The 18,458-nt window shown below is 66.3% G+C and carries 22 protein-coding genes and 2 pseudogenes; 12 read left to right on the top strand and 12 right to left on the bottom strand.

Annotated elements, in window-relative coordinates:
- The first annotated feature begins 28 nt into the window (after positions 1-28).
- Positions 29-1,321, top strand: a complete 1,293-nt coding sequence (locus tag MPSD_RS00250; RefSeq protein WP_086085373.1) for an MFS transporter — start codon at positions 29-31, stop codon at positions 1,319-1,321.
- Between the two features lie 2 nt (positions 1,322-1,323).
- The gene (locus MPSD_RS00245) at positions 1,324-2,097 is read left to right on the top strand and encodes a TIGR03084 family metal-binding protein (RefSeq protein WP_015353919.1); all 774 of its coding nucleotides are present in this window, start codon (positions 1,324-1,326) and stop codon (positions 2,095-2,097) included.
- A gap of 19 nt (positions 2,098-2,116) precedes the next feature.
- Here MPSD_RS00245 and MPSD_RS00240 read toward each other — a convergent pair whose 3' ends face one another.
- From MPSD_RS00240 to MPSD_RS00230, 3 genes are all read right to left on the bottom strand, one after another.
- Entirely contained in the window at positions 2,117-2,371 is a 255-nt protein-coding gene (locus MPSD_RS00240; protein WP_020785431.1) for a hypothetical protein, read from the bottom strand.
- Positions 2,372-2,495: 124 nt separating this feature from the next.
- A complete protein-coding gene (locus tag MPSD_RS00235) occupies positions 2,496-2,816 on the bottom strand; it encodes a DUF2710 family protein (RefSeq protein WP_086085374.1) in 321 nt (106 codons plus the stop codon).
- An 87-nt stretch (positions 2,817-2,903) separates the two neighbouring features.
- Positions 2,904-4,010, bottom strand: coding sequence for a DUF5631 domain-containing protein (locus MPSD_RS00230; RefSeq protein ID WP_020785433.1), 1,107 nt, complete (start codon positions 4,008-4,010; stop codon positions 2,904-2,906).
- 79 nt (positions 4,011-4,089) lie between these two features.
- Here MPSD_RS00230 and MPSD_RS27940 point away from each other — a divergent pair, with 79 nt between their 5' ends.
- Positions 4,090-4,233, top strand: coding sequence for a hypothetical protein (locus MPSD_RS27940; RefSeq protein WP_020727578.1), 144 nt, complete (start codon positions 4,090-4,092; stop codon positions 4,231-4,233).
- 4 nt (positions 4,234-4,237) lie between these two features.
- Here the strand turns inward: MPSD_RS27940 and MPSD_RS00225 are convergent, their stop codons facing one another.
- The 6 genes from MPSD_RS00225 to MPSD_RS00200 all read right to left on the bottom strand — a co-directional run bounded on the left by MPSD_RS00225 (position 4,238) and on the right by MPSD_RS00200 (position 8,232).
- The gene (locus MPSD_RS00225) at positions 4,238-4,543 is read right to left on the bottom strand and encodes a DUF2694 family protein (RefSeq protein WP_020731215.1); all 306 of its coding nucleotides are present in this window, start codon (positions 4,541-4,543) and stop codon (positions 4,238-4,240) included.
- Positions 4,540-4,857, bottom strand: a complete 318-nt coding sequence (locus tag MPSD_RS00220; RefSeq protein ID WP_015353913.1) for an ESX-1 secretion-associated protein — start codon at positions 4,855-4,857, stop codon at positions 4,540-4,542. Before MPSD_RS00220 ends, MPSD_RS00225 begins: the two co-directional genes overlap by 4 nt.
- Before the next feature lie 42 nt (positions 4,858-4,899).
- The gene (locus MPSD_RS00215) at positions 4,900-6,165 is read right to left on the bottom strand and encodes a DUF4226 domain-containing protein (RefSeq protein WP_020785435.1); all 1,266 of its coding nucleotides are present in this window, start codon (positions 6,163-6,165) and stop codon (positions 4,900-4,902) included.
- Between the two features lie 74 nt (positions 6,166-6,239).
- Positions 6,240-6,620: a DUF4226 domain-containing protein gene (locus tag MPSD_RS00210; protein ID WP_086085375.1), complete on the bottom strand. Its 381-nt coding sequence runs from the start codon at positions 6,618-6,620 to the stop codon at positions 6,240-6,242.
- Positions 6,617-7,444, bottom strand: coding sequence for a C40 family peptidase (locus tag MPSD_RS00205; RefSeq protein ID WP_020785436.1), 828 nt, complete (start codon positions 7,442-7,444; stop codon positions 6,617-6,619). The genes MPSD_RS00210 and MPSD_RS00205 overlap by 4 nt, the downstream gene beginning before the upstream one ends.
- Complete coding sequence (locus MPSD_RS00200; RefSeq protein WP_020785437.1) at positions 7,441-8,232, bottom strand: helix-turn-helix domain-containing protein; 792 nt, start codon at positions 8,230-8,232, stop codon at positions 7,441-7,443. Before MPSD_RS00200 ends, MPSD_RS00205 begins: the two co-directional genes overlap by 4 nt.
- 142 nt (positions 8,233-8,374) lie before the next feature.
- On the opposite strand from MPSD_RS00200, the gene MPSD_RS00195 reads away from it, so the two are divergent.
- From MPSD_RS00195 to MPSD_RS00185, 3 genes are all read left to right on the top strand, one after another.
- A complete protein-coding gene (locus tag MPSD_RS00195; RefSeq protein WP_020785438.1) occupies positions 8,375-8,791 on the top strand; it encodes a WhiB family transcriptional regulator in 417 nt (138 codons plus the stop codon).
- 114 nt (positions 8,792-8,905) lie between these two features.
- A complete protein-coding gene (locus tag MPSD_RS00190; RefSeq protein ID WP_020785439.1) occupies positions 8,906-9,874 on the top strand; it encodes a pirin family protein in 969 nt (322 codons plus the stop codon).
- Positions 9,871-10,170: a GNAT family N-acetyltransferase gene (locus MPSD_RS00185; RefSeq protein ID WP_015353906.1), complete on the top strand. Its 300-nt coding sequence runs from the start codon at positions 9,871-9,873 to the stop codon at positions 10,168-10,170. Before MPSD_RS00190 ends, MPSD_RS00185 begins: the two co-directional genes overlap by 4 nt.
- A gap of 9 nt (positions 10,171-10,179) precedes the next feature.
- Here MPSD_RS00185 and MPSD_RS00180 read toward each other — a convergent pair whose 3' ends face one another.
- The gene (locus MPSD_RS00180; RefSeq protein WP_020785440.1) at positions 10,180-11,493 is read right to left on the bottom strand and encodes an ammonium transporter; all 1,314 of its coding nucleotides are present in this window, start codon (positions 11,491-11,493) and stop codon (positions 10,180-10,182) included.
- A gap of 129 nt (positions 11,494-11,622) precedes the next feature.
- On the opposite strand from MPSD_RS00180, the gene MPSD_RS00175 reads away from it, so the two are divergent.
- Positions 11,623-12,582: a dipeptidase gene (locus tag MPSD_RS00175; protein WP_086085376.1), complete on the top strand. Its 960-nt coding sequence runs from the start codon at positions 11,623-11,625 to the stop codon at positions 12,580-12,582.
- Between the two features lie 101 nt (positions 12,583-12,683).
- Here the strand turns inward: MPSD_RS00175 and MPSD_RS00170 are convergent, their stop codons facing one another.
- Complete coding sequence (locus MPSD_RS00170) at positions 12,684-12,908, bottom strand: cold shock domain-containing protein (RefSeq protein WP_232022703.1); 225 nt, start codon at positions 12,906-12,908, stop codon at positions 12,684-12,686.
- On the opposite strand from MPSD_RS00170, the pseudogene MPSD_RS00165 reads away from it, so the two are divergent.
- The 5 genes and pseudogenes from MPSD_RS00165 to MPSD_RS00145 all read left to right on the top strand — a co-directional run.
- Positions 12,896-13,975 (top strand): annotated as a pseudogene (locus tag MPSD_RS00165) (ISAs1-like element IS2404/ISMul1 family transposase); the annotation flags it as partial. The gene MPSD_RS00170 and the pseudogene MPSD_RS00165 sit on opposite strands and share 13 nt — an antisense overlap.
- Before the next feature lie 57 nt (positions 13,976-14,032).
- A pseudogene (locus MPSD_RS00160) lies at positions 14,033-14,557 on the top strand (ABC transporter permease); the annotation flags it as partial.
- Positions 14,550-15,749: an ABC transporter ATP-binding protein gene (locus MPSD_RS00155; RefSeq protein ID WP_086085122.1), complete on the top strand. Its 1,200-nt coding sequence runs from the start codon at positions 14,550-14,552 to the stop codon at positions 15,747-15,749. The pseudogene MPSD_RS00160 and the gene MPSD_RS00155, both read left to right, overlap by 8 nt.
- Before the next feature lie 2 nt (positions 15,750-15,751).
- Positions 15,752-16,555: an ABC transporter permease gene (locus MPSD_RS00150; RefSeq protein ID WP_369797343.1), complete on the top strand. Its 804-nt coding sequence runs from the start codon at positions 15,752-15,754 to the stop codon at positions 16,553-16,555.
- Between the two features lie 5 nt (positions 16,556-16,560).
- Positions 16,561-17,556 (top strand): glycine betaine ABC transporter substrate-binding protein, encoded by a 996-nt coding sequence (locus MPSD_RS00145; RefSeq protein WP_020785445.1) that lies wholly within the window; start codon positions 16,561-16,563, stop codon positions 17,554-17,556.
- A gap of 23 nt (positions 17,557-17,579) precedes the next feature.
- Here the strand turns inward: MPSD_RS00145 and yaaA are convergent, their stop codons facing one another.
- A complete protein-coding gene (gene yaaA / locus MPSD_RS00140; protein ID WP_015353900.1) occupies positions 17,580-18,332 on the bottom strand; it encodes a peroxide stress protein YaaA in 753 nt (250 codons plus the stop codon).
- Positions 18,333-18,458 lie beyond the last annotated feature (126 nt).

The raw sequence follows: 18,458 nt of genomic DNA, 5'->3' as shown, positions 1-18,458 counted from the left end.
GAAGTGGGGGTCTGTGATTCGCAGCCGGATGCACGCCAGCGCACCCGTCGAATTGTGGCGGTCGGTAAGGAGTCTGCCTGATTTTTGGCGGCTGCTTCAGGTGCGCATCGCCAGCCAGTTCGGTGATGGCCTCTTTCAGGCGGGGCTGGCCGGGGCCTTGCTGTTCAATCCGGACCGCGCCGCCGATCCGATGGCCATTGCGCGCGCGTTCGCGGTGCTGTTCTTGCCGTACTCCCTGCTGGGCCCGTTTGCCGGTGCGCTGATGGACCGTTGGGATCGGCGCTTGGTGATCGTCGGCGCCAATATCGGTCGATTGATCCTCATTGCCGGGATCGGGACCATTCTGGCGTTTGAGGCGGGCGATCTGCTGCTGCTGTTTGTCGCGCTGTTGGCCAATGGTCTGGCCCGGTTCGTCGCCTCGGGGCTGTCGGCGTCGTTGCCCCATATGGTGCCGCGCGAGCAGGTGGTCACGATGAATTCGGTGGCCACCGCCTCGGGTGCGGTCGCGGCGTTTGTGGGCGCCAACTTCATGTTGCTGCCCCGATGGCTGGCCGGTGGCGGTGATCATGGCGCCGCCGCGGTCATTTTCACCGCGATGATTCCGGTCGCGATTTCACTGCTGCTGGCCCTGCGGTTCGCCCCCCGGGTGCTCCGCCCCGACGACACCAAGCGCGCGATCCACGGATCGGCCGTGTACGCGGTTATCACCGGCTGGATGCACGGGGTGCGTACGGTCGTCCAGCTCCCGACGGTGGCCGCCGCGCTGTCCGGTCTGGCGGCCCACCGAATGGTGGTCGGCGTCAACTCCCTGCTGATCTTGCTGCTGGTCCATCACATGCGAGACGTGGACGTCGAAGGGTTGGGCACGGCACTGCTGTTCTTCGCCGCAACCGGCCTCGGGGCGTTCCTGGCAAACGTGCTCACCCCGGGCCTGATCAGGCGCTGGGGGCGCTACGCCACGACAAATGGCGCCCTGGCCGCCGCCGCGGTCATCCAGCTTGCCGGCGCGGGCCTGCTGCTCCCGGTCATGGTGGTGTGCGGGTTTCTGCTGGGAGTGGCCGGTCAGGTGGTCAAGCTGTGCGCCGACTCGGCGATGCAGATCGATGTCGATGACGCGCTGCGGGGACACGTGTTCGCCGTGCAGGATGCGCTGTTCTGGGTCTCGTATATCGTCTCGGTTACCGTGGCCGCGGCCTTGATTCCCGACGACGGGCGCGCGCCGGTCTTTGTGTTGGTCGGCTCGGTGATCTATCTGCTCGGACTTTGTGTGCACAGCATCGTCGGCCGGCGCAGTTCGGCCTCGAACGTTGAGGGAGGTTGACAATGGCGGGTCCCGGCCCGATCGTGGCTGACCTGGAGGCAGAAAGCGACGACCTGGACGCCCTGGTGGCGCCGCTGGCACCGCAGCGGTGGAGCGAGCTGACCCCGGCACCGGGGTGGAGCATCGCACACCAGATCGCGCACCTGCTGTGGACTGATCGCGTGGCACTCACCGCGGTGACCGACGAGGCGGGGTTCGCCGACGTACTGACCGCGGCGGCCGCCAACCCGGCCGGCTTCGTGGACGAGGGCGCCGAGGAGCTTGCGGCGATGCCGCCGGCGGAGCTGCTCAGCGATTGGCGGCTCACCCGCGGCCGACTGCATGAGGCGCTGCTCAATGTTGCCGACGGACGCAAGTTGCCGTGGTTCGGACCACCCATGAGCGCCGCGTCAATGGCCACCGCGCGCTTGATGGAGACCTGGGCGCACGGGCTTGATGTTGCCGACGCCCTCGGTGTCACCCGGCCCGCCACCGACCGGCTGCGCTCGATTGCACACCTGGGTGTGCGCACCCGCGACTACGCCTACTTCGTCAACAACCTGGCCCCGCCCACCGAGCAGTTCCTGGTCGAGCTGCGCGGCCCCGGCGGTGACCTCTGGTCGTGGGGACCGGCCGATGCGGCCCAGCGGGTCACCGGGCCCGCCGAAGATTTCTGCTTCCTGGTCACCCAGCGGCGACCGTTGAGCTCCCTGCACCTCACCGCGACCGGCGAGGATGCGCGGCAATGGCTACAGATCGCGCAGGCCTTCGCCGGGCCTCCCGGCGAAGGGCGATGACCCTAACCTGACCCGCGACCTAGCCGGCTGCGCCGTGGCGCGAGTCGCCGCCCTCGGGGTCCTCGTCGAATGCCTCGTCGTGGTGCGCCCACTGGGGCAACGGGGTTGGTGGCGCGCCCCCGAACACCGCGTTCAAGTAGGACGAAGCATTGGGATCCGATGTTGGCGGCCTGACGCCACGTCGAGCCTTGCGCACAAAGGTGAACAACAACAGGCCGCTGCCCATCACCAGGAAGCCCACCAAGGCCACCTTGGCGATCGTCAACCAGGTCATGGTCCACCAATCTAGCCCGGATGCCGCACCGATGATGCGAAAGAGACTGTGGTGCAGATAATCTATCCGAGCCGCCGGATGACCATTTCGAACTCATTGCACCGCAGGACAATCCGGCGCCCGGTTACTGCAAAGGCCCGCCGTAGCGGGCCTCGTTCTCGGCTTCCGCCTCTTCACGCAGCGCGGCGAGGGCGACGTTCAATCGATCGGCCAGCTCAGCATGGGAGTAGCCGGTCATGACGCCGGGATGCAGCGTCAACTTCAGTAACCGGCCGTCGGAATTGGCCACAGCGTGAACACATCCCAGGTCCACGCTGTAGGTGACATTCTCCGCCTGCGCGACAAGGGCTTCCCATTTGTCGGCCGCCTCGCTCAGTTCGCGAAGGACGGATTCAACGAGGTCTTTGTCGCTCAATTCCGCGCGACCGCCGGGCCCCGACACCAAGACAGTATGTCCACGGCTGTAGCCACCGTCAATTCAAACGCGACGTCGAGCGTGTATGCACCGGTGGCCGATTCGGTCGGCGAGTGGTCACGCATTGAGTTCCCGAAACCAGGCCAGGTGGTAGTTCGCCGTCACCGCGTCGCCGTTGACACTGCTTGCGGTGGCCGCCAACAACATGCAGTTGAGCAACACCCCACCATCGATGCTGGGGTAGTGGGCCACAATCTGGTGCCGCGCAGTGTCGAGATGCACTCGCAAAAGGTCGATTTCGTCTTCCACCACGGCCGTCCCGGCATCAGCCGCCTTGGCCAGTACGTGCGCCATCCTCGGCAACCCGACACGGCTGCGGGTGGCGTCACAGAGCTCTCGGGCCACATTGTCGGCCATCGGCAACTCACGCGGCCGCACCGAGGATCTCGTCGCGGTGTCTTCATCCGCCCAGGGCAGCGGATCGCCCGGGCTATAGCTCAGCGAACCCGTCGCCGCGTCGACCAGTGCGGCGAGCCGGCCGCTGCGCCGCTTCGGGGGCAGCAACCGGACGCCCTGTGGAAGGGCAATCCCGGGAGGTATCCAGCCGTGGGCGACGTCGGTGACCAGCACCGTGCCTTCTGACTGTCGCCCAATCGCCCAGTTCAGGCGAGGCTCCTGGCGGGCCACGAACATCAGCAGTCGACGCAGCCGCTGGTCGTCCGACTCCGGCACAGCCGGTGCCGGAGCTCGAGCCGCTGCCCGGGCCGCATCGACCGCGTCGGGGCGCCCGGCCATCGGCGGTTGCGGTTGCGATCCCGGTTCGCCCGCGTTCGGATCGGCGATGTCTCGTGGTGCGACGGGCGGCTCGGTTGACGCACCTTCACGTAGTTGATTCCGTGCCGACTCGACTCGTTGCACCGCCCGCGCGCGGGCTTCGTCGATCACCCTGGCCTCCGCGGCACGTCGGTCCGAATCAAGCATTACCGCGTGGCGCAGGCTAGCCAGTTCCTCATTGGCGGAATCGGCGATTCGCTGCAGTTCGGCTTCCAAATACTCTGCCAGCGTGGCAGTTTCGGGCGCATCCCGCGACAGTTCGGTGGGCCATAGCCCGCCGATCACCCATGGGGTGCAGTCCGGCGGAGAGCTGAACGCCGGGATGGCCAGGGATTCCTGGGCGGCTTTGCGGAGGCGCTGACGCGCCGTCCGTCGCCCGAAAATCGCCATCGGCTCAGCGTACCGGCACCTCACGGGGCGTCGCAGATGGTGAATTGTGCCGACGAGCGGGCCTCGGTAGCGTGAGGCCATGGCTGATTCTGCGCTGCAGCAGCAACTCGATGAGGTGCGTTCTCTGCTAAGCCGCGCGCGGGAACTGTTTGGCGCCAATCCCGTCGAACCACCCACCGACATCGCACCCGATCCCGATACCGCCAAACCCTGGCTGCTCTAGCCGATCAGCGGCGGCGCGGCCGTAATTGGTGTGCCAGCAGGCGCTCGATGGCGACGTCGAGATCTCGGTTGGTCGGCACCTCCGCCGATGGCGTGTGGCCGGCCGCGACGATCTCTTCGCGTACTTCTAGCAAAGCCTTCAGACATGAGACATCGGCTGTCAGCAAAATTCCCTCGGCCAGCGCAGCGGCGTCGGTCTCCATCGCTCCCTCGCTCAAGGCCACGCTGTGCATGTAGCCGCCCCGGCACGACCGGACCAGAATGTGCCCGCTGGGATGGACGGTGTCGAACGCGGGGTTGGCGTCTGTCATCGACCGTTGTCGACGATGCCGCCGAAATCGTGAGCCGCGTCTTGCTCGTGCTGGTCCCACATCGCCGCGGAGGTCCGCAGGTTCTGCGCGATGTCGGCATGGTCGTCGGCCTGCTGCTCGTAGCACTGGCGTCGTAGCTCGAGAAGATCGCGACCGGCGTCGCGCAGCTCACTGAAGATCGGCCCCAATGAGTTCAGGCTCTCCTGTATCGCAGCGTGCGACGACGGCACGCTGCGCAGGTATTCGGAGGTTTGCTCGTGATGGGCAGCGGCTTCGCGCAGGTGCGCCGGCTCCACATGGATTCGATCTGCCATCCGCTATCTCCTCGTTATGGCGCCGGGGTCCCGCCGGCGAGCTCAGTATCGCGGGGCGACCGGCGTAGTCGCCGGCCGGGTCGGGGTTGGGGCGCCGGTCTGGGCCGGCTCCGTGACGGTCGTCGATGTTGGCGGATGCTGCCAGCCTAGGAAGTTCGGCCCGCCAATGCTGGAAACCTGCTGCATCTGCCCGTCCAGAAACGCGTTGCCATCACCGAGGGCAAGCGCGTGCCGATCCGTGAACATGCCGATGTCTCCGGCGGCGAGCCGCGCCGGGTCTATCGGGTCACTCACCGGCGTTCCGGGCGGGGGGATGGCAATGCCTTGTTGCTGGAACGCATCTGCGATGGCAGCACCGCCCGCGGCGGCGTTGATAGCCGCCGCTAGTTCAGGGCTTGCCGCGGTGATCGTGTCCCCGTTGGGCAGAGTCACCGTCGGCGGTCCGGTGGGCAGCGGTTGCGGCTCGCCCGACGATGCCGGTTGCTCCGTGTCTTCGCCACCACCGTCGGTGTCCTCATCCAGATCAGCTGGTTCGTCGTCTGAGTCGTCGCCCGAGGCGTCCGGGTCCAGGGCAAGGGAGTCGAGGCTGGGGTCATCGAGCTCGTCCAGGCGTGATGCGATTGCCCGGGGGATTGCGGACAAGGCCGGACCCGCGGGCAAGTTCGGGACCGAACCAGCACCCGACGGAGTGGCAGCGCCCGATCCGTCGCCCAGGCTGGGCATGCTCGGCAGCGACGGCGCCGTCGCCGCGCCCGACGGCGCAGCGCCCTGCGGCAACGTCGCCTCATCTACCAAACCCGGGTCGTCGAACAACAGCGAGTCCAAAAGCGGGTCCCCCGAGATCAGCCCAGCCGCGCGGTCCGCATCGGCACCGGTGCCCGCCGCGGGCTCGGTGGCCGTCTGCGCATCGCCGGGCGAACTCGCCTCTTGCTTGGATGCGTTGTACAGCGACGTCCATGCGGCCATCAGGGTTGCTTTCGAGGTGTCATCGAGGCTCGCAGTGGCGACCACCTCGCGGATATCTCTGAGTTTTCCGATCAGGAAGCGCTGGAAGTCGCGGGCTCCGGCCGGTGTGTCCAGATCCGAGCGGGTCCGCACCGCGGCTTCGGTCTCTTGCTGCAGCTCGTCGAGCGCCTCGCTTCCGTCGACCGCCGTCAGGTGCGCATTCAAGATAGCCGCGATCACCTGCAGATCGAGCTGCGAGCTCATCGAATTCTGTTGTGCTAAAGCCACTTCCGCGCCAGCGATGGCATCGGCGGCGGCTCCGCCCGCCGCGCCCGATTGCGCACGCTGCTCCGATCCGCCCATGTCGCGTGACAGTACCCAGGCGCCTCAGCGCCGACAATTCACCTCACCTGGTCTGTGCACAACCGGCTGGCGGGCTAGCCCACGGATTCGCCATAGTGTGCCCGCAAGCTCGCCAGCACAGCACTTTTCGTGCGATCAAGCTCGTGGGCGGTGGCGACGATGGTTGCGATCTCGCGCTGCTTGGCGAGCAGGAAATTCTGAAACTCACGCGCCCCCAGCGGGGTATCGAGGGCGAGCGAATCCTGGCCTGCCACAGCGCCATCGATCTCAGCACCGATCGCATCCAGCCGACGGACACTGTCGCGCATTACCGTGTGCGCACGGGTGAGCGCCTCCACCAGCGCACGGTCGGCCTCCCCGAGCACGTCGTGTTGGCGCGCCAGCTCGGCTTGCCGCGCCCGGATCGCAGCTAGCGCGGATCCGGCCTGCTCAGACCTGGGTTTGCCGCCGTTCATAGCGGCCGCCGGATTTGCACATGGCTACCCAATGGGCTGATCCGCACCGAGGCGCCCGCGTGCGGCGCCTCGACAACCACATTGTTGCCGATCGCCAGCTGCACATGGCCCGGATGCGGGAAGACCAGATCGCCGGGCCGTATCTGCGAGCGCGACACCACGATCCCGTCGTTGATCTGCTGGTAGGTGGTGCGGTCCACGTGCACGCCCGCCTGCGCGTAGGCCCATTGGACCAGCCCGGAGCAGTCGAACCGGTCCGGGCCGGTGGCCCCCCAAACGTAGGGGCGGCCCAGCCGCGACAACGCCGCTCGCACCGCGATTCCGGCGCGCCCGCTGATCGGCGACAGCCGCTGCCTCGACCCATGGTGGTGCAGCATCCGGTACCGCAGCAGGCGCAAGGCGGCCAACCGGCGCCGCGCCCGTCGGTGCGCCCACAGAACATGCGCGCGTTGGGCACGCAGCCGGCCCACCCGGCGACGGATGGCCTCACGCTGGGCCAACGGGGTCACCGGCGGTGCCACACAATCGGCCCGAGCCTGGTTCACGACGTTGCCGGTCAACTCCCGGGCCTGCTCGCGATCCCGGTGCGCATCGGCAATCACCGCGGCAACCACCGCATCGGTTCTTGTCGCAGCCGCTAGGACTTCCCGGCCACGTGCTGCCCTGAACCTATAGCGGGGTTGATCCGTCGCGGGGTTGGGCGGGGTGTCGCGCCACAGCGGCTCCGCACCCGGTTGGGGGTGCACGTCCGGCATCCGGTGGTCGCCAGTGCCGACGAACATCTGATGGGCGCGAAGCAACGCATCGACTTCGGTGGGAATCATCGTTGCCCCTCGCCGTCGTCGTAGCCCGGACCCTGCTGTTCAGAGGACTCCGTGGATCCATCGACGAAGGCGCGAATCCGGGGGAGCGCTCCGGGCGGGATGACCCCCCTGTTGCGGATATCCCACAGTTCGTCACTATCGACACCGATCAGTGCCGCGATGACCGCGTCCGGTAACTGCGATAGCGCGCACGCCCGGTCGAAGCGCGCACTCAAGCTCGCCGGCATCCGCTCGAGCAGGGCGGTGCGCGTTGCCTCCAGCGCCTGCAGGTGCTCCATGAGTCGGGCGCTGGACTCCGAGCCGGCGTTGACCGCCACCCGCCATGAGCTGGCGGCCAGCATCTCGGCCTTCACGCACTGAGCGACCACAGAGAGAATATACGTCTCATATTCGTTTGATGTGCTCGCCGGCAATCTATCGATGACCGACCTGAGGGCATCCAGCTGGGCTTCGGCGTATCCCTCCAGCACATCGGTGTCACTGTGGCGGTCGACCACCACCACGCCGGGGCGGCGAGGCGAGGCCGTCTCGGTCGGCCGGGCAGCGAGCAGCCGGGCTAGCTCCGCCTCCGGATCGGCGGCGACCAGCAGCCGCGAGTAGGTGCCCGGCGGCAAACCGAGGCCGTTTTCTACCTTCTGAACTGTGCCTTTGTGCGGCTTGCGGGCACCTCGTTCCAGATAGCTGAGGCCCATGATGCTGACACCGGTCGCGGCCGCGAGGTCGGCCAGTGACCAATCGTGTGACTCACGCAAGGCACGGATAGCCGCACCGGCCGATTCACGGCTCACCGCTAGCTCCGGCCATAGGCGGGATATTACACAGACCGGTACGACACCCTGTTATATACGTTTTTGTCACGCTTCTCTTGCCAGAATCGCGCATCTTCGTATACGCTTTCGCATACGTTTTAGCGGAGAAGGAGACCGGCTGATGTCCAACCCTTGCGCCACCAACCCGGAACTGTGGTTCGGCTACCCCGACGAAGACAGTGGCAACGGTGCCGCGAAGGCCCGCGCCTATGAGCGCTCCGCCACCAAAGCGCGGATTCAGTACCTGCGCCGGTGCCCGCTGGCCCAGCAACGTCTGTGTGCCGAACGGGCCGTCAAGCACCGGGAGGAGTACGGGGTGTGGGCTGGGGTCAAGCTGCCCGGGGGCCAGTACCGCAAGCGTGGACAGCTGGCTGAGGCTCATGACGTCTTGCGCCGAATCGCGGCGGGGGAGATCAATGCCCGACAGCTCCCGGAAAACACCGCCCTGCTGGCGCGCAACGAACGCGATGCCGTCCCCGTGACCGCGGTGGTGTGGCATTTGCCGGTCACACAGGTGGGCCCCCAAACAGCGGCCTAGCCCCACCGGTGGGGCCGCGTCGTGATCACGCGCTACCTGGGGCGGCCCGGTCGCCAAACCGGCGTAGGGTCGCGGTAGCTCGCCCGAGCACACCCGCGACGAAGGGTGCACCAAATGAGCAACCTGGGGACCGCACCAGCGGAGGTAGCCTGCTGCGCCGCACACGGTGCCGGTATCGAGGTGCTGCATCCGCGGGAAGTGCCGCTGGGTGGGCCGCGTGCAATCCGGGTGCAACGCACGCTTCCGCAGCGGCAACGTTCGCTGATCGGCGCCTGGTGTTTCGTCGACCACTATGGCCCGGTCTCGGCGCACATGGATGTGGCGCCCCACCCGCACACCGGACTGCAGACGGTCAGCTGGCTGTTCAGTGGGGAAGTGGAGCACCGGGACAGCGCGGGGGTCCATGCCCGGATCCGCCCCGGCGAGCTGAACCTGATGACCGCGGGCGCGGGCATCTGTCACTCCGAGGTGTCGGTGGGTAGCGGCGTGCTACATGGCGCCCAACTGTGGGTGGCCCTGCCCGATTCCGCCCGCGACACCGGGCGCGACTTTGCTCACTACACGCCGGCACCGGCGGTGCTCCCCGGTGCGCGAGCGCGGGTGTTCATCGGCGAGCTGGCGGGCGTACGGTCGCCGGTACATACCTTCACGCCGCTACTTGGCGCCCAGCTCGACCTGGACGCCCATGCCGAGCTGGATATCGAAGTCGACCCGACATTCGAACACGGGGTGCTGTGCGATGTCGGCGATCTCGAATTGGCTGGGACCGCGCTGGCGGCAGGCGATCTGGGCTACCAGGGCCCGGACAACACCACCGTGCACGTGCGCAACGTCGGGGCACAGCCGGCGCGACTACTGCTGTTGGGCGGCACACCGTTTGCCGAAGAATTGGTGATGTGGTGGAACTTCGTCGGGCGCAACCACGACGAGATCGTGCGCTATCGCCAACTGTGGCAGGACGCCGACGCGCGCTTCGGTGAGGTTGTCGGCTACCAGGGTTCGGTCACCCGACTGCCCGCCCCGCCCCTGCCCATCACCCGGCTGCTGCCCAGACCGCTACCGAACCGAGAGGACCATCGATGACTGCCGACAAGACCGGCGCGCAGACCACCATCACCGCCGAGGCGGGCAAGTACACGATCGCGGTCGAAGGACAAACCGTCGGACTCGCCACCTACATCGACCGCGGCGATCAGCGCGTCTTCGACCACACCGAAGTCGATCCGGCGTTCGGCGGACGGGGCCTGGCGACCATCCTCGTGGAGGAAGCCCTGCAAGACGCACGAGCCGCGGGCAAGCGCATCGTCCCGGTGTGCTCCATGGTCGTTACGGTCCTCAACAAGCATCCCGAATACGACGCGATCACCGACCCCGTTTAACGGGACAGCTCAGGCGTCCTCGATGTTGGGGCGCGGGCGAATTGCGTCCCCACCGGAGAATGGGCGATGCAGCTGCTGATGCCCATAGACACCCTCGGTGTAGGCCGTCTCCGCGTGCTGGCTGAAGTCGACACCGCTGACCTCTTCCTCGCGGCTTACCCGGAACCCCATCAACCGCTCGATCAGCGCGGCCAACAAATAGCTCACCGTGAACGCGTAGAGCGCCACCACCACCATCGCCAATGCCTGCTTGCCGAGCTGGCCCAGCCCACCGCCGTAGAACAGACCCCGCGCGCCGTCGGTCATCACCGCGGTGGCCAGCAACCCGATCAGCAGGACGCCCACCACACCACCGATGAAGTGCACACCCACCACGTCGAGCGAGTCGTCGTAGTTGAGTTTGAACTTCACCGTGATCGCGAACGCGCAGACGATCCCGGCCGCCAACCCGACCAGGGCCGCACCCAGGGTGTTCACCGTGCCACACGACGGCGTGATCGCCACCAGACCCGCCACCACGCCCGAGGCGGCACCGAACGTGGTCGGCTTGCCGTCGCGGATCTGCTCGACTGCCAGCCAGCCCAGCATCCCCAGGCACCCGGCGACCAGGGTGTTGAGGAAGATCGCCGAGGCCAGCCCATTGGCCGCCAACGCCGAACCGGCATTGAACCCAAACCAGCCGAACCACAGCAGTCCCACACCCAGCAGCACGAACGGCAGATTGTGCGGGCGCATCGGATCAACCTTGAACCCGATGCGTGGGCCCAGCACCAGCGCCAGGGCAAGGGCCGAGGAACCCGAGACGATCTCGACGACCAGCCCGCCCGCGTAGTCGAGCACTCCCATCTTCGCCAGCCAGCCGCTGGGCGCCCACACCCAGTGCGCCACAACCGAGTACACCGCGATCGACCAGACGGGTACGAAAACCATCCAGGCCGCGAACTTGGCCCGATCCGCGATAGCACCGCTGACCAGGGCGGCGGTGATGATCGCAAAGCTCAGCTGAAAGGTCGCGAACAGCAACTCGGGAACCGACCCATGGACCGTCGCCGGACCGATACCGCGCATTCCGGCATGCGTCAGCCCGCCCACCAGCCCACCGGGGAAGCCAGGCGCCGCGCCGTCGGAGAACGCCAAGCTGTAACCGGCCAGCAACCACGCCACCGTGACCAGCGGTATGGAGATGAAGCTCATCATGATCATGTTGAGCACGCCGGTGGTGCGCACCATGCCGCCGTAGAAGATCGCCAGCCCGGGCGTCATCAGCAGCACGAGTGCGGTGCTGGCCAGCAGCCACGCGGTAGCGGCGGGATCGATATCCAACTCGGCGCTCCTTCGATAGTCAGCAGCCACGAGAATATCGGCGCGATGTTTCCGATAGACGCTAGACGGCGGATCTCGGCATAGTCAGCCGCCGCAAACCGAGCCCCGGCCGCGGTGCAATATCCGTGTATGACGTCGTTCCTGTGGGACCAGCACACGTGTCTGCCGCTACAGACCGACACCTCGGTCGAACCGCTGATCCGGTACCACGGTCACGACATGGCGGTGTTGGTATCGGTCAACGCCGGGTATTCGCCGCACAGCTTCCGCGACACGACGGCGCTGCTGGATCACTACCGCGCCGCGATCAGCGCCCACCCCGATCTGGAGCTGGCCGCCGGCGTCGGCGATGTCACCACCATCACCCGCGGCGGGCGCATCGCGGTGGTCTTCGACCTGGAGGACTCCCGCCCCCTCGACGACAACCTCGACAACCTGGCGACCCTGGCCGACCTCGGGGTGCGCACGCTGCTGCCGACCTACAACCACGCCAATCGTGCAGGCAGCGGTTGTCTGGACACCACCGATGCCGGCCTGACCGGCTGGGGACGCGCGATCGTCGCCGAGATGAACGACGTGGGCATCGTGCCCGACGGGTCGCACTGCAGCACCCGCACCGGACTGGACATGTGTGAGGTCTCCACCGGTCCGGTGGTCTACAGCCACTCCTGCATGCGCGCGGTGTGGGATCACCCGCGCAACATCACCGACGACCAAGCACGAGCCTGCGCGGCCACCGGTGGGGTCATCGGAATCACCGGGGTCGGCATTTTCCTGGGACCCAATACGCCCACCCTCGACGCCATGACACGACACCTGGAATACGCCGTCGATCTGGTGGGCATCGACCACGTCGGTATCAGCAGCGACTTCTCCTTCGATCTCGCCGACTTCTACGACGAGCTGGCCCGCAACCCGGACCTATTCGATGAGAGCTACACCCGCTGGGGACCGATCCAGTGGATGGCGCCCGAAACGCTGCTCACACTCGGTGCGCACCTCGCCGACCGGGGCTGGGCCGACGATCACATCAACGCGGTGCTCGGCGCCAACTTCTATCGAGTGGCGCAACGCGTCTTGCCCACCTGACAACCCCGCCACGATTGTTCCGGCGACCACACTGATACTCGCACAATTGATTGGTCGACATCTCACCCTCCGGTCCGGATCCGGAAATGGCGTCCGCTCGACTATTCGATCCAACCGTGTTTTCGGGCAAATCCCTCGAATGCCGCCCGGATGCGCACAATCTGCTCACCCGTAATTGAAGGCGTCGCCTCCAAGAGGATCTCGGTGGCCGCTTCCTTGAATTCCTGGGCCGAGAAGACATCGAAATACTCATCGGTGTCCGAGGCAGCGGCCTTGCTCCCAGCACCGGTCCTGCCGGAGCCCTGGTCTGGCACCGAGGGGCCCACGCGGTCGGAGGTATTCGCTGATGGCTTTGTTGGCGATCGCGGTTCTGGCCACTGCCGCGGGGATGCGCGGCTATGCTGGTTTTGCCACATGGGCGGCCACCGCTCCCGATGATGTGTTGGCCCAATTAGGGGTCCGGTTCCGGCGGCCCAGTGAGAAGACCTTCCGCGCTGTTTTGTCTCGGCTAGACCCCGCCGACCTCAACGCCAGGATGGGCAGTTACTTCACTGCACACGTGGCCAGCAGCGACCCCAGTGGATTGGTGCCGATCGCGTTGGACGGCAAGATGCTGCGTGGTGCTTTACGCGCCAAAGCGACAGCCACGCATCTCGTGTCGGTGTTCGCCCACCGTGCCCGATTGGTGCTCGGTCAACTCGCTGTCGCCGAGAAAAGCAATGAAATTCCCTGCGTACGTGCCCTGCTCACGCTGCTGCCGGGTAGCTTGCGGTGGCTGGTCACCGTGGATGCGATGCATACCCAGGTCGTCACCGCGAAGTTGATCTGCGCCACCTTGAAGTCGCACTACCTGATGATCGTCAAGTCCAACCAAGCCAAAATATTTGCGCGTATCACCGCGCTGCCCTGGGCCGAGGTGCCCGCAGCCGCTACCGACGACTCCCGCGGCCACGGCCGTGTCGAGACCCGCACCCTGCAAATCATCACCGCTGCACGAGGAATCGGCTTCCCCTACGCAAAACAAATCATCCGGATCACTCGTGAACGCTTGATCACCGCCACCGACCAGCGCAGCGTGGAGGTGGTCTATGCCATCTGCAGCCTGCCGTTCGAGCACGCCCGCCCTACCGCGATCATGACCTGGATGCGTCAACACTGGGGAATCGAGAACAGCCTGCACTGGATACGCGACGTCACCTTCGACGAAGACCGTCAAAGGGCACATACCGGAAACGGCGCACAGGTCCTAGCAACGCTACGCAACACCGCGATCAATCTGCACCGCCTCAACGGCGCCGACAACATCGCCGAAGCCTGCCGGATCACCGCTTTGACCGCCAACCGCCGCCTAGACCTCCTCAATCCACAATTCCCCAGCTCACAAGCCTGCTAATCAACAACGCCGGAGCCCTGCCTGGTAGGATAGGCGCTGATCCTGGCGACGGCGATAGCCCTGATTCTCGGTGTTCTCATCTACAACTCACCGCTGGGCGTGACCGCGGTCGGGTTGACGATTCCGTCCTACGCCCTGCTCGGTGTGCTCGTCGGGATCGTCGGCCTCGGCGTTCTGCCGTCGGTGATCATGCTGACCTTCTTTGGCGTGTTCCCCATTCTGCGCAACGTTGTGGTGGGACTGACCGGCGTCGACAAAGGCTTGGTGGAGTCGGCCCGGGGGATGGGAATGAGCCGACTGACCACGCTGGTGCGTCTGGAATTGCCGCTGGCGTGGCCGGTGATCATGGCCGGTGTGCGGGTGTCCGCCCAGATGCTGATGGGCATCGCGGCCATCGTGGCCTTCGCGCTCGGTCCGGGTCTGGGTGGCTACATCTTCTCGGGCATCTCCCGAATGGGTGGCGCCAACGCGACCAACTCGATCGTCGCCGCCACCATCGGCATCCTGATCCTGGCGGTCATTCTCGACACGGTGCTCAACGTCATTGCGCGTCTCACCACCCCGAGAGGAATACGTGCCTGAAGCCGCATCCGCTGATCAACCGACCACGTCCGACGCTCCCCAGAGCAGCGGACTCCGGATTCTGCTGGATGGGGTGACCAAGCGGTACGGCGTGCGCTCCACACCCGCGGTCGACAACGTCACCTTGGAGATCGGCGCGGGCGAGATCGTCATGTTGGTAGGCCCTTCGGGTTGTGGAAAGACCACGACGATGAAGATGATCAACCGGCTGATCGAGCCCACCAGCGGGCGGATCTTCATCGGCGATGACGATGTCACCCGCCGCAACCCCGATGAACTTCGACGCCACATCGGTTACGTGGTCCAGGGCGCGGGACTGTTCCCGCACCTGACGGTGGGTGACAACATCGGCATCGTTCCCCGCCTACTCAAGTGGGTCAAGAACCGGGTTGCCGCCCGTATCGACGAACTGCTCGACCTGGTCAACCTCGACCCGGCCCAGTACCGCGACCGGTTCCCCCGCGAACTCTCCGGGGGCCAGCAGCAGCGCGTCGGTGTCGCTCGCGCCCTGGCCGCCGACCCGCCGGTGCTGTTGATGGACGAGCCGTTCGGTGCGGTCGACCCGATCACCCGCCAACGACTACAGGACGAGTTGTTGCGGCTGCAGGAAGAGCTGCACAAGACCATCGTCTTCGTCACCCACGACTTCGGCGAGGCCGTCAAGCTGGGTGACCGGATCGCCATCCTGACCACCGGCTCCAAAGTCGTCCAATACGACACCCCGGAACGGATCCTCGCCGAACCCGCCAACGACTTCGTCCGCGGCTTCGTCGGCGCCGGCGCTACCCTCATGCAGCTCAGCCTGACCCGGGTGCGCGACATCGACCTGCACGAGGCCGTCGTTGCGCAGGCCGGCGGCGACCCCGCCGAAGCCGTTGAACTGGCCGGATCCCTCGACCGGGAGCATGCCATCGTGCTTGACCGGCAGAATCGGCCGCTGCGCTGGCTGCCCCTCGAGGAGCTGGCCAAACCCCAAGCACTGGCCCAGGTGACCCGCGATGACGACCTAGAGTGCGTCAACCTAGCATCGACCCTCAACGACGCGTTAGACGAAATGCTGACCTCGTCGCACGGGGTCGTGGTCGTCACCGGCCGACGCAATACCTACCAGGGCGTCATTAGAGTCGAGACGATCATGGAGGCAATCGCCGACATACGCGGTGCAGCGAACTCTGAGGAGCCCGACACGTGAGCGTGGCCGGCAGCGACATCAACGTCGAAGGTGCCGTCAAGGGCGGCGCCGAGGGCCAACCCACGGCCCCGACGACGCCAGGTCGGCCGAGTTTCGGGCGGTGGGCGCTGCAGCCACTCACGTGTGCCTTCGCGGTGGCCGGAGCGCTGGCCTATGTGACGGTGGCCTATGTGTCCGAGTCGGAGCGCCGCTCGCTGAGCGTGTCGCATCTGTTGCAGCTGCTGCGCGAACACCTGGTGATCAGCCTGTCGGCCACGGTGCTCACGTGTGTGGTGGCGATTCCGGTGGGAATCGCATTGACGCGAGGGCCGATGCGGCGTTATTCGAAGCCGATCATCACCGTCGCCAGTTTCGGTCAGGCCGCGCCGGCTATCGGCCTGATCGCGCTGGGGGCGGTCGTGTTCGGGATCGGTCAGCTCGGCGCGATCGTTGCCCTCACCGTCTACGGCGCGATGCCCATCATCGCCAACACCGTCACCGGACTCGACGGCGTGGATCGCCGGATCGTCGAAGCCGCCCGGGGAATGGGTTTGTCGGCGTTCTCGACGCTGCGTCGTGTCGAACTGCCGTTGTCGCTACCGGTCATCGTCGCCGGCGTTCGGACAGCCTTGGTGCTGATTGTCGGGACGGCGGCGCTGGCGTCGTTCACCGGCGGCGGGGGATTGGGGCAGCTGATCACCACCGGCATCAAGCTGCAGCAGCCGGTGACCCTGATCGTCGGCGCCATTCTGGTGGCGGCACTGGCGTTGTTCATCGACTGGCTGGCTCGCCTCATCGAGATGGTGGCCGCACCGAGGGGACTGTGAATCACATGCTCGCAGCGGTCCACCGATGGAGTAAATGTCGGCGCGCGCGACGGCTGGCGTTCGCGGCGCTGGCGGTGCTGTGCGTGGGCCTGGTGGCCAGCTGCGGGCTGCGCTCGGCGACCGGTGCGGTGCTGGAAGCCAAACCCGGCCTCATCCGCCACTATCAGTCCCTGGAGGGCGTGCCCATCACCGTCGCGGCCAAGGACTTCACCGAGCAGCTGATCCTCGGCAATATGCTCTCGATCGTCCTGCATGCCGCGGGCGCTAGGGTCACCAACCTCAGCAACACGCCCGGCAGCTTCGGGGTCCGGCGGGCGTTGCTCACCGGCGAGGCGAACATCGCACCGGAGTACACCGGTACCGGCTGGATCAACTACCTCGGCCATGAGAACCCGATCAAGGGCGCAAAGCAGCAATGGGAAGCCGTCAACGCCGCCGATCAGGTCAACGGCCTGACCTGGTTGCCGCCGGCGCCGATGAACAACACCTACACGTTGGCCATCCGCGAGTCCGAGGCCGAACGACTCGGGGTGACCAAGCTCTCCGACCTCAAGAGGCTGCCCCGCTCCGCGCTCACGTTCTGTATCGAAAGCGAATTCGCAAGCCGCAATGACGGTTTCGTGCCGATGCTGCACGCCTACGGGCTTGATCTCGAGGATCTGGCGAAGATCACCACGTTGGACACCGGGGTCGTCTACAGCGCCACGGCACAAGGGGAATGCAATTTCGGCGAAGTGTTCACCACCGACGGCCGGATCCCCGCGCTGCATCTGCGTCTGCTCGAAGACGACAAGCACTTCTTCCCGCTGTACAACCTCACCGAGGTTGTCGATACCTCGCTGATCAATGATCACCCGGAACTTCGGGAGATCTTTGCGCAGCTCAATCCGAGGCTCACCAACGACACGATGAGGGAATTGAACGCCCAGGTGGACAACGATGGCCGGGACCCGGCCATCGTTGCCAAAGACTGGCTACTGCAACAGAAGCTGCTCAGCTAGCGGCCTGGGTCAGACGTCCGGTCTCACCCGCCCGCAGCGACGACGAGGGTCAATTCGTTTCCGCTGCGCTCCACCTGCATGCCGGCCCTGCGGGCGACCGCAGCGACCGCGGCCGCATCGGTGGGCTCGGCCCGCGTGCTCGCCAGAATGCGGGCCAGCCGACCCTTGTATGCCTTGTTGAAATGGGTGACCACGGTCCGTCGGCCGTCGGGATGCTCGGCGAGGACCTTGACGTGGATCCCGCCGGATGTTGGTCCCAGCGCTACATAGGAGCCGGAGCGCAGATCGACGATCAGGTCTTGGGCCGCCAACTCCGCGAGCAACGGCTCCAGCAGGGGCTTCCACCGGGCGGCCAGGGTGGGTTTCGCCGGGAGCTTGGAAGTAGCGGAAAGCCGGTAGGCGGGCACCTGATCGTCGGCGCGCAACAGCCCGAACAATGCCGAACCAATGGCCAGCCGAGCGCGGGCGCGCTTTGCCTCGGCGCCGCGCAGCGAATCGACATCCAACGCGTCGTAGAGGACACCGGTGTAGCGGCGCAGCGCCGGCAGCGTCGGCGCGGTACGCAGCGCGGCGTTGCGCTCGATCTCGGCATCCTGGGACGGCGAGACCCCCAGGGCCGTTCTGCACGCCGGCGGGTCGGCCGCGAGATCAACGAGTTCGCCGACCAGCGCGGCCCGCAGTGCACCCAGTCCCGGGTTGGCGAGTTTTTCGAGTCGCAGTGGGGGGCCATCACCCCCACCCCGCTTGGTCTCCGACGGCGGTAGCAGCACAATCACGGGTGCAGACGATAGTCGGCCGTGGTTTCGCCGGATTGGTGCACGCGGTGTTCGCGGCGATCGGGGGGCTTGCCGGAACCGGCAGTCCGCCCAACCCGCCCAGGTAGGCGAGTCTTCGTCGGCCTG

Source organism: Mycobacterium pseudoshottsii JCM 15466, from assembly GCF_003584745.1.
In the GTDB taxonomy this organism is placed as follows: Bacteria; Actinomycetota; Actinomycetes; order Mycobacteriales; family Mycobacteriaceae; genus Mycobacterium; species Mycobacterium marinum.
Note: the sequence above shows the minus strand (reverse complement) of the source record. Positions and strands in the feature narration are given on the sequence as shown.

Excerpts from the sequence above, each read along its gene's own strand:
- MPSD_RS00185 (WP_015353906.1), top strand. The coding sequence starts at position 9,871 with ATGACTGCCGACAAGACCGGCGCGCAGACCACCATCACCGCCGAGGCG.
- MPSD_RS00145 (WP_020785445.1), top strand. The coding sequence starts at position 16,561 with ATGCTCGCAGCGGTCCACCGATGGAGTAAATGTCGGCGCGCGCGACGG.
- MPSD_RS00230 (WP_020785433.1), bottom strand. The coding sequence starts at position 4,010 with ATGGCGATTTTCGGGCGACGGACGGCGCGTCAGCGCCTCCGCAAAGCC.
- MPSD_RS00250 (WP_086085373.1), top strand. The coding sequence starts at position 29 with ATGCACGCCAGCGCACCCGTCGAATTGTGGCGGTCGGTAAGGAGTCTG.
- MPSD_RS00225 (WP_020731215.1), bottom strand. The coding sequence starts at position 4,543 with ATGACAGACGCCAACCCCGCGTTCGACACCGTCCATCCCAGCGGGCAC.
- MPSD_RS27940 (WP_020727578.1), top strand. The coding sequence starts at position 4,090 with ATGGCTGATTCTGCGCTGCAGCAGCAACTCGATGAGGTGCGTTCTCTG.
- MPSD_RS00175 (WP_086085376.1), top strand. The coding sequence starts at position 11,623 with ATGACGTCGTTCCTGTGGGACCAGCACACGTGTCTGCCGCTACAGACC.
- MPSD_RS00205 (WP_020785436.1), bottom strand. The coding sequence starts at position 7,444 with ATGATTCCCACCGAAGTCGATGCGTTGCTTCGCGCCCATCAGATGTTC.
- MPSD_RS00190 (WP_020785439.1), top strand. The coding sequence starts at position 8,906 with ATGAGCAACCTGGGGACCGCACCAGCGGAGGTAGCCTGCTGCGCCGCA.
- MPSD_RS00245 (WP_015353919.1), top strand. The coding sequence starts at position 1,324 with ATGGCGGGTCCCGGCCCGATCGTGGCTGACCTGGAGGCAGAAAGCGAC.
- MPSD_RS00215 (WP_020785435.1), bottom strand. The coding sequence starts at position 6,165 with ATGGGCGGATCGGAGCAGCGTGCGCAATCGGGCGCGGCGGGCGGAGCC.
- MPSD_RS00195 (WP_020785438.1), top strand. The coding sequence starts at position 8,375 with ATGTCCAACCCTTGCGCCACCAACCCGGAACTGTGGTTCGGCTACCCC.
- MPSD_RS00240 (WP_020785431.1), bottom strand. The coding sequence starts at position 2,371 with ATGACCTGGTTGACGATCGCCAAGGTGGCCTTGGTGGGCTTCCTGGTG.
- MPSD_RS00220 (WP_015353913.1), bottom strand. The coding sequence starts at position 4,857 with ATGGCAGATCGAATCCATGTGGAGCCGGCGCACCTGCGCGAAGCCGCT.
- MPSD_RS00210 (WP_086085375.1), bottom strand. The coding sequence starts at position 6,620 with ATGAACGGCGGCAAACCCAGGTCTGAGCAGGCCGGATCCGCGCTAGCT.